A 15,360-nucleotide genomic window follows, 5' to 3' on the forward strand; every position below is an offset into this window, starting at 1 on the left:
TGCTGTCGGGTTCAGGTGAGTTCGGTCAGGATGCGGGCGGCCGATTCGGCCGGTGAGAGCTCATCGGTGTCGATGACGAGATCCCACTGGTCGCCGACTGCGACGTCGACGTGTCCACGGGAGTTGCCCAGCACTCGGCCCTTCGTCCGGCCTCGTTCGCGCAGATGCAGATCAGCCGGTCACACCCAACCGTGTCGTGACCGGAGAGGGGGTCGGCGGCTCGCCCAGGCCCGGCCCTGCGGCCGGCGGCGTCTGCGTGACGGTGACGGTGACCGTGACCGTCGAGGTCTCCGACTTCGTCTCGGTGGCGGCACCCGAGTAACCCGAGCTGGCGTCGGTCGGGTCGGAAGGCATCGGATCCGGGGTGGGTGTCGTGTTCCCGCACACCTTGGCGGCCTTCAGGAAGTCGGCCTGGTCGTAGATGTCGATCCCACCGACGGTCTGCGCGGTCTGCCCGTCCGCGCTGACGCCGCCGCCGACGAGGAGTGAGTCGGGGAAATAGTCGCTCGGGCCGGTCAGCACGATGCTGCCGGTTTCGCCGGCCGCCACGCTCACCGGTCCCGCGTGCGGGTAGTCGTCGATGTTCTCGCTGTTGTCGTTGTAGTTGATCGCCAGCGCTATGTAGTCCAGCGTTCCGGCATCCTTCGGATTGGTGAACGTCAATCTGGTGGACCAACGGCTGGCGGCGATGTCGTCCTGCGTGCACGGCCCGGGTGCGGCGGTCACCTCCACGTTCTCCGGCTCATCGCCGGGGCCACTCGACACCGGGTCATTCGGGTTCGTGCTCGTCGTGGTCGAGCTGCTCGCCGGGGGAGTCGAGGTGCTCGCTGCCGTGGACGTCGGCGCGCTCGTGCTCGACGGGGTGGAGGCTGTGGACGAACCGCTGCTCGAGGTGTCGGCACCAGCACGGGGCAGCCAGTTCGACGCGCCGCCAGCGGCGCCATACCAATGGGAGCCGGGCGAATGAGACGCGGCGACAGGCGTCGCGGTCGAGCCGGCGGCGCCGAGTACGGCGGCGGCAGCGATGGCGGCGCCGACCGATCCGGCCAGGGCGACCTGCTGCATGCGGGACAGAGTGGACATGAGTGACGGACCCCGGGATGAAGAGATGGTGATCCGTGCGCGTAGCGGCGTGGATCGGTGACGGAGAGTGAAAACTAGCCGATCGCCATCTGGTCGGTATCTCTTTTGCGAATACCCGGTTCGGCGTACTCGAGGATGTCCCTCCGGAATCGGCGTTGCGCTCTGGCTACCCAGCAGGCGGGACGCGCAAGAGGACGTTGCTTTCCGCGCGTTGCCGAAGACCCGCATCCCTCTGCAGACGAAAGGGGCTCAATCGGCGCCGACGACGAAGCCCCCAGGTGTCAGGCCGTGTCGTCCCGGCGTCTCACGATGTTCATCACCGTGCAGGTCAACACCACGAGGTCGTCCTGGTTGGTGACCTCGCACCGAGTGCGGATCAGTCCGCGGTCCGGCTTGCTCCGGCTCGGCCGGGCCTCGAGCACCGTCACGTGCAGCGTCAGCCGGTCGTCCGCGCGAACGGGCGCCGTCCACCTCAGCTCGTCGACACCCGGACCGCCGAGACTGGCGGTGTGTGAGATGAAGTTGTCGACATACAGCCGCATCATCAACGACGCGGTGTGCCAGCCGCTGGCGATGATTCCGCCGAACGGCCCCGCCGCGGCGGCCGCGTCATCGACATGGATCGGCTGCGGGTCGAATTTCGTTGCGAAGCCGAAGATTTCGTCTCCGCTGACTCCGATCGGACCATAGGTGCCTGCCACGCCCGGCTGGTAGTCCTCGTAGCGGCGTTCATCCCTCGGGACATCGGAAAACGTACTCGTCATCGGGTTGCTCCTCGCTGGGTTGGCGGTCGCTGGTTCATCGGTCGAGCACTGCGTCGAGAAGCGACTCCGGCGAGACGCCGAGCGTTCGGTGTGTTCGGGCCCTGTCATCCACGCAGCTTGCCAGGTCAGCAACAGCTCTCGGGTCGAGTGCCGCAGGTTGGCCCCTGAGCCCTCGAGCAGGTCATGACGCGTCGTGCTCGGCCGGCCGCCCGGTGTAGGTGTCGACATACTCCTGGGCGCTGAGTTCGCGGATGCAACGCAACCCATGATGTGATCGGTCGCCTCGCGCCAGCCACCGTCGTCGAGGATGCTCTCGGCCGCCGCGAGAGCAGCTCGGCCGGGGTCCCCGCCGCTTCGGTCGACCGCGATCTGACCAGTCAGCCTGGCCAGCGCGCCATACAGCGAGCCGTGAGTGGGCCAGGATGAGTACGTGGAATATGTTGGCCGCGCGCCGGCTGCGCCGCTCGACCGGTTCATCGATGACATCTACGTTCTGAGTGGCGTCCCAAGGCACCGGCGACTGAACGTTCCACCGATGCCGTCCGCCCACCTGATGCTCAATCTGGCTGCGCCCGTTCGGCTGTACGACTCCGATCCCTTGGTTCCACCAGCGGTATTGACCGGCGGCTGGTTCATGGGTGTCTGGACCAGACGCTTCGTGATCGAGCATCAGCGGCCGGTTCGAGTTGTCGGGGTGCATTTCAAGCCGTGGGGTCTCTCGGCATTCGTCGACGCCCCCTCGGCCGAGTTACGGGACCGGTGCGTGCCCATCGAAGCTCTGTGGGGTCCATCCTCGAACACCTTGTGCGATCGCATTGCCGGCGCCAGCTCGACCAGCGCGATGCACACCATCGTCGAAGCAGAGTTGCGATCACGACTGGCGGAGGGACCGTCGCGCGGCTTCGACCTGGTCAGCCACGCCGCGCGGCGGCTGGCGACCTCCTGGGGTGCGATGCCTGTCGGGACGCTGACCGACCGCGCCGGGATAAGCCGCAATTACCTTGCCGCACAGTTCAAGTCGCATGTGGGCGTCACTCCGAAACGAGTGGCGCGGATCTACCGCTTCGCACGGCTGATCCTGTCCGTCGACGCAACGCACCCAGTCGACTGGACTCAATTGGCCACGGCGGCGGGCTATTTCGACCAAGCGCACTTCAGCAAGGAATTCAAAGAGTTCACCGGGCACAACCCCACGGACTACCTGACACTTCGGCGCCGGTTCCCCGCCGACGAGACATTCCCGCCCGACAACGGTCCGATGCCCGACGAGTGATTTTCTACAAGACCGGAGTCACGGACAGGGAGAGAGTAAGGGGATGGACAAGGAGCAATCGTGGGCACGGTGATCATGCACAACGTGGTGTCGGTGGACGGCTACATCGCCGACCAGAACGACGACGTCGGCTCGCTGCACGAGTGGTACTTCAGCGGCGACACACCGATCTCCCCGCACGACGACGAGCAGGGCTACGACCACTCCGCAACAGGAACACCTTTCAAGGTGTCACGCACGTCGGCGGACTACGTCCGTCCGATGTGGGCATCGATCGGAACGATCGTGATGGGCCGGCGCCTGTTCGATCTGGTCAACGGCTGGGAGGGTCAGCCACCCGCCGGCGAGCACGTCGTGGTGGTGTCGCACCGGCCCAAACCGGAAGGTTGGCACCCTGGGGCGTCCTACCACTTCGTCGACAACGCGCCAGCAGCCATCGCCATCGCTCAAGACCTCGCAGGCGACCGGACGATCGCCGTGAACGCAGGCAACGTTGGCAGCCAGATCCTCGCGGCGGGGCTCGTGGACGAGGTGGCGATGGACGTGGCACCCGTGATCTTCGGATCTGGCAAGCGCTTCTTCGATGGCATCCATGAGCAACAGCTGCTCGAGGATCCGCATGTAGTCATCCAGGGCGACCGAGTCCTGCACCTACGGTTCAGAGTTCGCCGCTGATCGATCGATCCCCGCGACCTGTCCTGCCCGGCTACTGCCCGGTGCGGCCGTCGATGCACTCGCGCAACAGGTCGGCATGTCCGGCATGCCGGGCGTACTCCTCGACCATGTGCACGAGGACGTCGCGGATGCTGGCCTTGTCGTCGTCCTCAGGAAAGGGCAACTCCTCACCGAGCCGGTCCTCGGTCAACGTGCCCAGCCAGCGCTCCGCCTCGGCAATCTCCCGCTCCCAGCTCGCGAATGCTTCGTCGACGCCATCCTGCGTGCCGACCACCCCGGTGAAGTCGAGGTCCGGCTCCTCAGGTGTCTTGTAGAGCCGCGGCACGTCCCACTTGCTCTGCAGGAACCAGGTGAACCACGAATTCTCCACGCGCGCCATGTGCCGGATCAGGCCGAGCAGGCTCATGTTGCTCGGCGGCACGCTCTGCGTGGCCAGCTGCTCCGGTGTCAACCCGTCGCACTTCAGCCGCAATGTGGTCCGGTAGTTGTCCAGATACTCCCTGTATGTCGCCAGCTCGCCCTGCGGATTGCCTTGTGTCCGAGGGTCTTCCGCGAGTGGGAGCCACGATCCGTCATACCCGGTGGAGTTCGTCATACGGCCAGTCAACCGTCCCGGGCCGGATGTCGGCAACGGGTTTGTCGGTGCCGGGACCAGGCACGCGCGTCAGCGCTCGCTGTCCAGATTGCCCATCAGCGCCTCCGGATACCGAGTCCCCGCAACGGCATCCGCGGGTATGGCGCGATCGATGTCCGCCAGGTCCTGGGCACTCAACGAGACGGCGACGGCGTCGACGGCCGGCTGCACGCGCGACACCTTCTTCATGCCGACCAGCGGCACGACGGCCTCGCCCTGCGCGGCGACCCACGCGATCGCGAGCTGCGCGACCGTGAGGCCGTGCCGGTCGGCGATCGGCTGCAGTCGGCCGATCAGATCGAGGTTGTGCTCGAGGTTCTCACCCTGGAAGCGCGGCCACGCCGCACGCACGTCATCGGCCGTGTGCTCGCCGCGCGGCGTGCCGATCAGCCCGCGGGAGAGCACGCCATACGCGGTGATCCCGATTCCCAGCTCGCGGCAGGTGTCGAGGATGTCCTGCTCGATGCCACGGCTGAGCACGGAATACTCGATCTGCAGGTCGCTGATCGGGTGCACCGCTGCTGCTCGCCGGATCGTCTCCGACCCGACCTCGGACAGACCGATGTGCCGGACGTAACCGCGTTCGATCTGCTCGGCGATCGCGCCGACGGTTTCCTCGATCGGGACCTCGGGGTCCAGCCGGCCGGGGCGGTAGATGTCCAGATGCTCCACGCCGAGCCGGGTCAACGAGTAGCCGAGCGAGTTGGCGACCGCAGCCAGTCGTCCGTCGAATCCGCTGAATCCGCCTCCGGGGACCCGCATTCCGCCGAACTTCACGCTCAGCACGTAGGAGTCGCGGTCGCGGTCACGCAGGGCCTGCCCGAGCAGCATTTCGTTGTGCCCGAAGCCGTAGAAGTCGCCGGTGTCGATGAGGGTGACGCCGGCGTCGAGGGCGGCGTGAACGGTGCGGATGCTCTCGGCGTCGTCGGATTCGCCATACGCGCCCGACATGCCCATGGCGCCGAGTCCGACGGCGCTGACGGTGGGTCCGGTCTTGCCAAGTGTCTTGGTTGTTCCTGTCATGCGTCCACTGTGCGCCGCTGCGGCGGGCACAACTAGGCACGGACGCTCCGTGGGACTGCCGGTCCCTGGCTAAACGGAGGCGGTTGAGGCACCGTGGAGACCATGGATCGCGTTGCCCTTGCTGACCTGTTGCGCAGCCGTCGCGAGCGGCTGACACCCGCGGAGGTCGGACTGCCGGCCGGTCGGCGGCGCCGTACGCCGGGCCTACGCCGCGACGAGGTCGCCGCGCTCGCGTCGATCTCTACCGACTACTACGCCCGGCTCGAGCAGCGACGCGGCCCGCACCCGTCACCCGGGGTGCTCAGCGCCCTGGCCCGTGCGTTGCGTATGACGGAGGACGAGCGTGACCATCTCTTCCATCTCGCCGATCAGACGCCGCCCGTGCGGCACAGTACCGGCGCTCATGTCAGCCCGGGCGTGCTCTACCTGCTCGACCGCCTCGACGACACACCGGCGTTCGTGGTCGACGACCTTGCCCGGATCGTGGTCCAGAACCGGATGTCGAAGCTGGTCTCCGGCGACCAGGAGCAGTTGACCGGCCGGGAGCGCAGCCATGTATGGCGCTGGTTCACCGACGAATCGTCGCGAGGCCGTGTGCCGCAGGAGGACTGGGAGTCTCACTCGCGGGTCCACGTCGCTGACCTCCGCGCGACCGTCGGCAGGCGTGGCGACGACCCGGAGGTCGCCTCGCTGCTGGCCGATCTGCTGGAGGCGAGCCCGGAATTCGCGCAGCTGTGGGCTGCCCACTAAGTCGCCGTCCGCCGGTCGGACGAGAAGCGGATGACGCACCCCGAGGTCGGCCTGCTCGACCTACTCTGCGAGCACCTCACCAGCGGTGTCGACGGCTCGACGCTGGTGCTGCTGCACCCGCGCCCGGGCAGCGATTGCCGGGAGAAGCTCGACCTGCTGGCGGTGCTGGGCACCCAGGACCTCGGATCAACAGGGGCGCATAATCAGGTCACATGACGCAGACTCCGCTAGAACTCTTCTCCACTGATCAGCTGATCGGTGACGACGACCGCGAATTGCGCGACGCGGTACGCACTTTCGTCGACGCCGAGATCAAGCCGCACATCGCCGACTGGTATGACGCAGGCGACCTCCCCGCACGCGAATTGGCCCGTCAATTGGGCGAGCTCGGCGTGCTGGGCATGCACCTGGAGGGTTACGGCTGCGCCGGGACGTCGGCGACGGCATACGGACTGGCCTGCATGGAGCTGGAGGCGGCCGACTCCGGCGTGCGGTCGCTGGTGTCGGTGCAGGGATCGCTGGCGATGTTCGCGATCCATCACTGGGGCAGCGAGGAGCAGAAGCAGCAGTGGCTGCCCCGTATGGCGATCGGCGAGGCGATCGGCTGTTTCGGGCTGACCTAGCCGGACTTCGGCTCCAACCCGGCCGGCATGCGTACCCGCGCCCGCCGGGATGGTGACGACTGGGTGCTGACCGGTAACAAACTGTGGATCACCAACGGTTCGATAGCCGACGTCGCGGTCGTGTGGGCGCAGACCGATGAGGGCGAAAAGGGCCGTGGCATCAGGGGATTCGTCGTTCCGACCGACACCCCGGGATTCTCCGCACCGAAGATCCGGCACAAGGTCTCACTGCGCGCATCGGTCACCAGCGAATTGGTGCTGGACGACGTGCGGCTGCCGAGCACCGCGGTCTTCCCGGACGTCCACGGCCTGAAGGGACCGCTCACCTGCCTCAACGAAGCCCGCTACGGCATCGTCTTCGGCGCACTCGGCGCCGCGCGCGACTGCCTCGAGGCGACGATCGCGTATGCCGGGGACCGGCTGATCTACGACAAGTCCCTTGCGTCATACCAACTCACCCAGGCGAAGCTCGCCGACATGTCACTGGAGCTGGGCAAGGGCATGCTCCTGGCGCTGCAGCTCGGCAAGCTGAAGGACGCGGGAACCCTTCGCCCCGAACAGATTTCGCTCGGCAAGCTCAACAACGTGCGCGAGTCGATAGCGATCGCCCGCGAATGCCGCACCATCCTCGGCGCCGCCGGGATCACCCTGGAGTTCCCGATCATGCGGCACGCCAACAACCTGGAGTCGGTGCTGACCTATGAGGGCACCAGCGAGGTCCACCAGCTGATCATCGGCCAGGCGCTCACCGGGCAGTCCGCGTTCCGCTGAGGTAAAGAGTCTCTCTCGGGTTGGTCAAGACTCTTCCCTGTCCGGTCCTCCTGCTGCGACCGTTGAGTTGGAGCAGCACGCTTTTCGGGACCTGCGATCACATCGATCGGGACGGGATGGGGACGGATGAGGCGCAGCACACGTGCAGTCATCGGAATGGTCGTCACGGTCGGCACGCTCGCCGGGGCAAGCGCCACGGCATACGCGCAGGACACGAACGGACCACACCTGGGCGCGGGTACGACGGGGGCTCCGGCGATCGACCGGACTACCTACCGTGTCCCTGCGGCCGAACAACCTCGGGTTGATGCCAAACAGCGGATGGTCGCCAATCTCACCGCGGGCCAGCCGTTGTTGCAGGGTGTGCAGCGCAGGTATGCCGGGCTGAAGACCTCGAAGACACTGTCGACGTCCGTCACGGCGACCTACACACTGCCCACGTCGCTGCAGACCCGGCACGTGCTGCACTGGGAGGGCGAGGGCAACGGCAACAAGCGCTACACGTGCGGTCCGGCCGCGTCGCGCAACGTCATGCAATCGTTGATGGGCAAGGATTATGGCGAGGCGCCGTTCGAGAAGTGGGAGAAGACCTCGCCGACGACCGGCACGATGTCGGTCGACATAGCCAGCGCGCTGGAGCTGCACTTCGGGCACATCGACACGTGGTCGACGCACACACCAACGTCGCCGGCCAACCTCTACGCCAACGTGAAGGTCACCGTCGGCGCCTACCACCACGGCACCATCCAGAACGTCCGGACCAGCTACCTGCCCTTCTGGAACGGCCACGCCACCAACCATTTCAACGCGGCCGTCGGCTACACGAGCTCCGCGGTCACGGTGGGTGAGGAGTGGTATCCGGCGAAGATCGGCGTGACCTCCAATTACGGTCAGCCATACGGCTTTCACAACGTTTCGCCGACCGCCGACTACAACGCCATTCATTACGCGCCGTCCGGAAAGTTCATCGGCTGACGTGGTGAGGGGTCCGCTGCCCGGCTGTTCGCCGTGCTGCTCGGTATGACAACGGCTGTCGCCGGGCTGGCGTCGTGCAGCAGTGATCCGCCTCCTCGGAAGCACGTCACCACTTCGACGCATCAATTGTCACTGCCCGTGTCCAATCCGACGGTCACCCACGTGGCCCTCAGCGGCAAGTGGCTCGCGTACACGCAGGCGAGCTCCGGTGTGCCGCAGGACTTTCCCAACGAAGTCGTGGCTGTCGATCTGTCCGACCGCACGTCGCGCGTGGTTGGCCGATCGGCCTGGCCGAAGGGCCAGTCGGACTGGGTCGTCACCGACGGCGACTGGGTCTTCTGGACCGACCAGAGCATCGCTGGGGCGGACAGCCCACGCGGCCTGCGGTGGACCATTCGCGGTCTGAACCTGCGGACCAAGAAGACGGTCACGCTTGCCAGGAACACCTTTGACTCCCCGGTGCCGCTCCCGGTAGCAGGTGGCGGCAAGGTCGTCTGGGCACAGCAGGCGCGCAAAGGGTCAACGTCGAATGTGTTGCGGGAGTTCGTGATTCGGGCCGGAAGGACGCAACAACTCGCCACCGTCCCGGCCGGCTGGGTGCCGGATCAGCTGGCCATCGGTCGGAACGCCGCCTACTTCGACGCTTTCACCTCAGACGGCAAGAAGTCAGATGTATGGCGCGTGGCCTCCCCCGGCGCAACACCTCGGCGGATCACCGACACCGGCCAGGCCCGAGGGGTGACGGCTGATCCGACCTCCACCATCACCGCGTGGTCCGACGGGTCAACCACCTCGGACCCGAGCAGCTTCACCGTGGCAACCAACGACCGCCCGGGGCGCACGGTCCGGTCCGGTGTCGAGTACGACCTGCACGTCGGCAGCGCCTTCGCGTCATACATCACTCAGAACGCGGGTTTGCGGATCGTGCCGAACGGTTCGACGGCGTCCCGGCAGATCGCCACCGGGCTGGCCATCCCTTGTCGGACGTCCGTTGCCGCGAACCGGATCGCGTACTGCACCCAGGATCCGACAACAGGCCGGATCACCGTCCGGGTCGATCAGTTCGGGAAGTGAGATCCCGGCAGGGGGAGGAGCGCCGCGAGCCGCTAGCTCTACAACATGTAGAGTCGGCGGCGTGACCACCAAGCTGCCTGCCCTGCCCCGCCGTGCTGCCGCCATCTTCGCGAGCACCGGTCTGCTCCTGGCGATTCCGGTGGCCGCGCAAGCGCACGTCAAGATCAGCCCGGACACCGCGCAGGCCGGCTCCTACGCCACGATCGACTTCCGGGTGCCCACCGAGAAGGCCAACGCCTCGACCACCAAGGTCGAGGTCGACCTGCCGATCGACCACCCGTTCACCTCTGCCTCCTACCAGCCTGTCCCGGGCTGGAGCGCGAAGATCACCACCTCCAAACTGGCCAAGCCGGTGAAGACCGCGGACGGCACCATCACCCAGGCGCCGACCAAGATCGTCTGGACCGCGTCGAAGGGCGCTGAGATCAAACCCGGTCAATTCCAACAGTTTCCGGTGTCCCTCGGTGTGGTGCCCGACGTCCCTTCGATCAGCTTCGACGCCATCCAGACCTACTCCGACGGCTCGGTTGTGAAGTGGGACGAGGCGACCAAGGCCGGTGCGGCGGAGCCGGAGCACCCGGCGCCCGTGCTGACCATCGGTGCCGCGGCGAGCACCGCTGCTAGCACCTCGGCAGCGCCGAGCGATGCCCCGTCCGTGGCTGCCGCACCGCAGTCGTCCAGCAACAACTCGAGCAGTGACTCGAACACCGGGGTCTGGTTCGGAGTCGGCGGTCTCGCCGTCGCGGTCGTCGCACTGCTCGTCGCCCTGTATGCCGTGACCCGGCGATCCCGGTGAGCGCCATACAGACTCGAACGGCGTTGCGCCGCTTCGTAATCGGGGCGGTCGCGCTTCTGGTGGCGGTTCTCGGCGTCATACCGGCGGCGCAGGCGCACGACTACCTGGTCGGGAGCACCCCGAAGCTGAACAGCACCATCACCGCAGCGCCGAAGCAGGTCTCCCTGAAGTTCAACGACATCGTGCTGACCCGTCCCGCGCCCCCGGAGCTGAGCGTGCAGGGGCCTGACGGCCGCTACTACGAGACCGGCTGCGCCACGGTCAGTGACACCACCGTGGTCGTGCCGGTCGCCCTCGGCGGCGCCGGCAAATACACCGTGACCTGGCGGATCGTCTCGGCTGACGGTCACCCGGTCTCCGACAGCATCTCCTTCACCTATCGCCCGACGGCCGGTGTCACCGGCGCGAAGGGAATCGCCGCGCCGAAGTCGTGCGCCGTCGACGCCGGTGCCTCGAACTCTGCAACCAAACCGACGTCGTCGAGCGGCGGTGTGCCGACCGGCGCCGTCGTCGCGGTTGTCATCATTGTGATCGTCGGAGTCGCAGGTGCGGCGCTGATCGTGCTGACCCGCGGGCGCCGCCGCCCCGACGAGGCGCTCGAGGACGACGACGAGGACTGATGGGAGCCGGCTGATGCGAGCCGTGGTGATGGACGCAATCGCTGGGCCGCTCGCCGTGCGCGAGGTCCCCGAGCCGACCGCGCTGGACGGCGGTGTCGTGGTGCAGGTGCGCGCGACCGGGCTGTGCCGCAGTGACTGGCACGCCTGGGCGGGACACGACGACATCGCGCTGCCGCACGTGCCGGGCCACGAGCTGGCCGGCGTCATCTCCGAAGTCGGTGCGGGAGTGCGTGATTGGCGGGTCGGCGACCGCGTCACGGTGCCGTTCGTCGAAGGCTGCGGCCGCTGCGAGTGGTGTATGGCGGGCAACGCCCAGGTCTGTCCCGACCAGCAGCAACCCGGCTTCACCCACTGGGGCTCGTTCGCGGAGTATGTCGCCCTGCACGCCGCCGACACTAACCTCGTCGCGGTGCCCGACGACGTGTCGTTCGAAGCGGCCGCGAGTCTCGGTTGTCGCTTCGCCACGGCATATCGCGCACTCGTCGGCCGGGCGCACCTGCAGCCCGGCGAGTGGGTCACCGTTGTCGGCGCCGGTGGGGTCGGACTATCGGCGGCGATGATCGCGAAAGCCCTTGGCGCGCAGGTGATTGCGGTCGACCGACACGTGGGTGCGCTTGCCAAGGCAACCGAGTTCGGTGCCGACAACGTGCTGGTGGCGGACGGAGGCGACATACCCGCGCGGGTGCACGAGCTGACCGGAGGGACGCACGTTGCGGTCGACGCAGTTGGCACCGAAAAGACCTGTGCCGACTCGATTCTCAGCCTGCGCCGCCGAGGCCGGCATGTACAGGTCGGCCTACTGCCGCCGGTCGATGGTCATCCTCGCGTGCCGATGGCCCGCGTGATCGGCTGGGAGCTGGACCTGCTCGGCAGTCACGGTATGGCGGCCGCCGACTACCCCGGGATGCTCGCCCTCATCGAGTCCGGCTCACTACGTCCACAGAGCCTCGTCGAACGCGTCGTCGGCCTGGCCGAAGCCGCCGAGTTGCTGCCCGTGATGGACACCGCGACGCCCGCCGGCATGACGATCATCGACCCGACTGCACCCTCCTCGTCGACAGGCTCAGAAACACGTCGACAGGCTCAGTAAAATCGGACGGAAGCGCCGATTTAACTGAGCCTGTCGTGTGCGATGTGAGCCTCTCGGCGAAAGGGTTACGGCTTGATGGTCGAGGTGTCGATCACGTAGCGGTAGCGCACGTCACCGGCGACGACCTTGTCGTAGGCCTCGTCGACCTGCGACGCGTCGATGCGCTCGATCGTGGCGCCGATGCCGTGCTCGGCGCAGAAGTCGAGCATCTCCTGGGTCTCGGGGATGCCGCCGATCATCGAGCCGGCGACGACCTTGTTGCCGCCGATCAGGCTGCCCGGCGCGATCTCGTAGGGCTTGGGCGGCAGGCCGACGGACACGAGGGCGCCATTCGGCTTCAGCAGCCGCACGTAGTCGCCCATCGGCAGGTCGGCACTGACCGTGTTGAGGATCAGGTCGAAGCGTCCGGCGTTGTCCTTGAAGACCTTCGGGTCGGAGGTGGCCAGGTGCTCGACCGCGCCGAACTCCGCAGCGTCGGCGGACTTCGCCGTCGTCCGCGACAGCACGGTCACCTCGGCGCCGAGTGCGACCGCGATCTTCACGCCCAGGTGGCCGAGGCCGCCCATGCCGACGACGGCGACGTGCGCGCCGGGACGAGCGCCCCAACGCTTCAGCGGCGAGTAGGTCGTGATGCCCGCGCACAGCAGCGGCGCGGCGACGTCCAGGTCGATGCCGTCCGGGATGCCGACGACGAAACGCTCGGACACGACGACCTGCTGGGCGTAGCCGCCCTGGGTGATCTCGCCGTCATACCCCTTGCTGTTGTAGGTGCCGACCGAGCCGCGCTCGCAGAACTGCTCGAAGCCGTTCTTGCACTGCTCGCACTCGCCACAGGAGTCGACCAAGCAGCCGACGCCGACGCGGTCGCCGACCTTGTGCCGGGTGACGCCGGAGCCGACTGCGCTCACGACACCGGCGATCTCGTGACCCGTCACGAGCGGGAAGTTCGCGCTGCCCCACTCCTCACGGATGGTGTGTATGTCGCTGTGGCAGATGCCTGCCCACGCGATGTCGATGCGGATGTCGTTGTCGCCCAGGTCGCGGCGCTCGAGGTTGATCGGCGCGAAGCGCTCACCAGCCGCGGCGACGGAAAGTGCAGGTGTTGTTGTAGGCATGGAAACGACGATAGACCTGCTGTCGGGTGCCACCAAACGGATGGAAAGCCTTGACGGATAAGAAAATTCACACGCGTAACAGGGAATATTGGCCGTCCTGAGACTCCGCTGTCGGATGGCGCCACCCCCGGCATACGATCGAAGTGGCCAGCGCAGGGAAGCGATCCGAGGAGAACCATGACAGATCTCGACGGTAAGAAGTACGACTACGTGATCGTCGGCGGCGGTGTCGCAGCCGCCGCAGCAGTGGGCGGCATCCGCGAGATCGACGACAGTGGCTCCGTCCTGGTGCTCGGCGCGGAGCCCGACGGCCCGGTCTATCGGCCCGACCTGTCCAAGAAGCTGTGGCTCGACAAGGACGCCACGCTCGACAAGACCCAGCTGCTCGACGGCAAGCAGGCCGAGCTGCAGACCAGCAGCCCCGTCACGGCGATCGACCCCGAAGCCCACACCGTCCAGCTGCAAGGTGGCGACACCGTCACCTACGGCAAGCTGCTGCTCGCGACCGGCTCGACGCCGCGCACGCTCGACCTGCCCGACTCCGACCGTGTCATCTACTACCGCACGGCCGCCGACTACCGGCGATTGCGCGACCTCGCCGGCAAGGACACCCCGGTCACCGCCGTCGGCGCTGGTTACATCGGCGCCGAGATCGCGTCGGCGCTCACCCAGAACGACGCGAAGGTGACGATGATCTTCGACGAGGAGCTGGTGCAGCAGCGCATCTTCCCGAAGTCGATCGCTGAGCTGATCACCAAGGACTTCACCGACCGCGGGGTCCGGCTGCTGACCAAGGAGCAGGTGGCCGGCGGCACCCTTGCGGGCGACGAGGTCGCCATACAGATCGGTGACGGCACCTCCGTCGCGGCCGGCGTCGTCGTTGTCGGCATCGGCGTGGCGCCGCGGGTCGAGCTGGCCGAGGCAGCCGGACTGAGCACCGACAACGGCATCGTCGTCGACGATCACCTGCGCACCTCCGCGCCCGATGTGTATGCCGCAGGAGACGTCGCCAACTACGACGACGCCTTGCTCGGCCGGCGCCGCGTGGAGCACGTCGACAACGCGGAGGCCATGGGCAAGAAGGCCGGGCGCAACTTGGCCGGTGCGGACGAGGTCTACGACTACACGCCGATCTTCTGGTCCGACCTGTTCGACAACGGCTATGAGGCGGTCGGCGACCTGGACTCGCGGCTGGACACCGTCGAGGACTGGAAGGACGACCACTCGGCCGCGGTCGTCTACTACCTGCGCGACGACGTGCTGCGTGGTGTGCTGCTGTGGAACGTCTGGGACTCCTCGGGCAAGGCCCGGGACCTCATCGCGCAGTCACGTGACGGCAAGCTCGACCGCGACAAGTTGGTCGGCGCGATCCCGACGAGCTAAGCGGGGTCAGCGGTTCTTCGGTAGCACCCGCAGCAGATCGGCGCGCATCGTGCTCACGGCGTCCTCGAGATCCTCACCCAGCAACTCGTCGCGGACGGCACGCTCGCGCAGTGCGTCGACCTGCGTGGCCAGCAGCTCGAAGGGCGGGTCGAAGGTGCAGCCCAGCGACTCATAGCGGGCGCGGACCGCGTCCTTCGTGGCGGCATACTCCCCTTCGATCTCGTCGGCGTAGATGCGCAGTGAGGGCTCGAACTGACTCTGGTTGCGCAGGTCGAAGCGGATCCGGTGCAGGCGGCGGTTCTTGCGGAGGCTCTCGCAGATCGTGTCGGCGACCAGTTGCGAGTAGGACGTGATGTCGCCGGCGTTCGCCGTGCCGGCGCCGAAGATCTGCGAGTCGCGAATGATCCGCACGCACTCGGCGACCAAGGCGTCCTTGCTCTGGAAGTAGTAGTGCACCATGCCGTGCGAGAACCGGGTGCGGCGCGCGACATTGCGCACGGACACCTGGGAGTAACCGTATTCGCTCCACGTGTGCAGGGCGGCAACAGCCAGGTCGTGCCGACGTCCTTCGTGTACATCGGCATCGGTTCGGCGGGAGGCGGATCCGGCGCGGGCGAGTTGGGTCACCGATGAATTGTCCCATCGTGCCGGACCGCGATCGCTCTTGGTGCGGGTATCGATATCCACAAAACTTGGTATGAAATTGGTCAA

The 15,360-nt window shown here is 67.0% G+C and carries 15 protein-coding genes and 2 pseudogenes; 10 read left to right on the plus strand and 7 right to left on the minus strand.

The window, feature by feature from the left end:
- Positions 1-11: 11 nt before the first annotated feature.
- From ACFQDH_RS05625 to ACFQDH_RS05635, 3 genes are all read right to left on the minus strand, one after another.
- Positions 12-134 carry a hypothetical protein gene (locus ACFQDH_RS05625; protein ID WP_382399277.1) on the minus strand — a complete coding sequence of 41 codons (123 nt, stop codon included), beginning with the start codon at positions 132-134 and terminating at the stop codon, positions 12-14.
- Positions 135-171: 37 nt separating this feature from the next.
- Positions 172-1,083 (minus strand): hypothetical protein, encoded by a 912-nt coding sequence (locus ACFQDH_RS05630; protein ID WP_382399279.1) that lies wholly within the window; start codon positions 1,081-1,083, stop codon positions 172-174.
- A gap of 281 nt (positions 1,084-1,364) precedes the next feature.
- Positions 1,365-1,847, minus strand: a complete 483-nt coding sequence (locus tag ACFQDH_RS05635) for a MaoC family dehydratase (protein ID WP_382399281.1) — start codon at positions 1,845-1,847, stop codon at positions 1,365-1,367.
- A gap of 430 nt (positions 1,848-2,277) precedes the next feature.
- Between ACFQDH_RS05635 and ACFQDH_RS05640 the strand changes: the two genes are divergently transcribed.
- Together ACFQDH_RS05640 and ACFQDH_RS05645 are read left to right on the plus strand one after the other, a co-directional pair.
- The gene (locus ACFQDH_RS05640; protein ID WP_382399283.1) at positions 2,278-3,120 is read left to right on the plus strand and encodes a helix-turn-helix domain-containing protein; all 843 of its coding nucleotides are present in this window, start codon (positions 2,278-2,280) and stop codon (positions 3,118-3,120) included.
- A 60-nt stretch (positions 3,121-3,180) separates the two neighbouring features.
- Complete coding sequence (locus ACFQDH_RS05645; protein WP_382399285.1) at positions 3,181-3,795, plus strand: dihydrofolate reductase family protein; 615 nt, start codon at positions 3,181-3,183, stop codon at positions 3,793-3,795.
- A gap of 31 nt (positions 3,796-3,826) precedes the next feature.
- Here the strand turns inward: ACFQDH_RS05645 and ACFQDH_RS05650 are convergent, their stop codons facing one another.
- Complete coding sequence (locus tag ACFQDH_RS05650) at positions 3,827-4,390, minus strand: DinB family protein (protein WP_382399287.1); 564 nt, start codon at positions 4,388-4,390, stop codon at positions 3,827-3,829.
- 69 nt (positions 4,391-4,459) lie between these two features.
- Positions 4,460-5,452: an aldo/keto reductase gene (locus ACFQDH_RS05655; RefSeq protein ID WP_382399289.1), complete on the minus strand. Its 993-nt coding sequence runs from the start codon at positions 5,450-5,452 to the stop codon at positions 4,460-4,462.
- A 102-nt stretch (positions 5,453-5,554) separates the two neighbouring features.
- Here ACFQDH_RS05655 and ACFQDH_RS05660 point away from each other — a divergent pair.
- The 7 genes and pseudogenes from ACFQDH_RS05660 (at position 5,555) to ACFQDH_RS05690 (ending at position 12,151) form a co-directional block, all read left to right on the plus strand.
- Positions 5,555-6,418: pseudogene (locus tag ACFQDH_RS05660) on the plus strand (helix-turn-helix transcriptional regulator).
- Positions 6,415-7,596 (plus strand): annotated as a pseudogene (locus ACFQDH_RS05665) (acyl-CoA dehydrogenase family protein). Before ACFQDH_RS05660 ends, ACFQDH_RS05665 begins: the two co-directional pseudogenes overlap by 4 nt.
- 126 nt (positions 7,597-7,722) lie before the next feature.
- The gene (locus ACFQDH_RS05670; RefSeq protein ID WP_382399291.1) at positions 7,723-8,571 is read left to right on the plus strand and encodes a hypothetical protein; all 849 of its coding nucleotides are present in this window, start codon (positions 7,723-7,725) and stop codon (positions 8,569-8,571) included.
- Positions 8,572-8,616: 45 nt separating this feature from the next.
- Positions 8,617-9,645, plus strand: coding sequence for a hypothetical protein (locus ACFQDH_RS05675; protein WP_382399293.1), 1,029 nt, complete (start codon positions 8,617-8,619; stop codon positions 9,643-9,645).
- Between the two features lie 61 nt (positions 9,646-9,706).
- The gene (locus ACFQDH_RS05680) at positions 9,707-10,441 is read left to right on the plus strand and encodes a YcnI family copper-binding membrane protein (protein WP_382399295.1); all 735 of its coding nucleotides are present in this window, start codon (positions 9,707-9,709) and stop codon (positions 10,439-10,441) included.
- Between the two features lie 23 nt (positions 10,442-10,464).
- On the plus strand, positions 10,465-11,061 hold the full coding sequence (locus ACFQDH_RS05685) for a copper resistance CopC family protein (RefSeq protein ID WP_382399297.1): 597 nt from the start codon (positions 10,465-10,467) through the stop codon (positions 11,059-11,061).
- A gap of 13 nt (positions 11,062-11,074) precedes the next feature.
- Positions 11,075-12,151 (plus strand): alcohol dehydrogenase catalytic domain-containing protein, encoded by a 1,077-nt coding sequence (locus ACFQDH_RS05690; RefSeq protein ID WP_382399299.1) that lies wholly within the window; start codon positions 11,075-11,077, stop codon positions 12,149-12,151.
- 65 nt (positions 12,152-12,216) lie between these two features.
- On the opposite strand, the gene ACFQDH_RS05695 is transcribed toward ACFQDH_RS05690, so the two are convergent.
- Positions 12,217-13,266 carry an NAD(P)-dependent alcohol dehydrogenase gene (locus ACFQDH_RS05695; RefSeq protein ID WP_382399301.1) on the minus strand — a complete coding sequence of 350 codons (1,050 nt, stop codon included), beginning with the start codon at positions 13,264-13,266 and terminating at the stop codon, positions 12,217-12,219.
- 177 nt (positions 13,267-13,443) lie between these two features.
- On the opposite strand from ACFQDH_RS05695, the gene ACFQDH_RS05700 reads away from it, so the two are divergent.
- Positions 13,444-14,649: an NAD(P)/FAD-dependent oxidoreductase gene (locus ACFQDH_RS05700; RefSeq protein ID WP_382399303.1), complete on the plus strand. Its 1,206-nt coding sequence runs from the start codon at positions 13,444-13,446 to the stop codon at positions 14,647-14,649.
- 6 nt (positions 14,650-14,655) lie between these two features.
- Here ACFQDH_RS05700 and ACFQDH_RS05705 read toward each other — a convergent pair whose 3' ends face one another.
- Positions 14,656-15,276, minus strand: a complete 621-nt coding sequence (locus tag ACFQDH_RS05705; protein WP_382399305.1) for a TetR/AcrR family transcriptional regulator — start codon at positions 15,274-15,276, stop codon at positions 14,656-14,658.
- Positions 15,277-15,360 lie beyond the last annotated feature (84 nt).

Origin of the sequence: Flexivirga alba, from assembly GCF_042661025.1 — a bacterium.
GTDB classification, from domain to species: domain Bacteria; phylum Actinomycetota; class Actinomycetes; order Actinomycetales; family Dermatophilaceae; genus Flexivirga; species Flexivirga alba.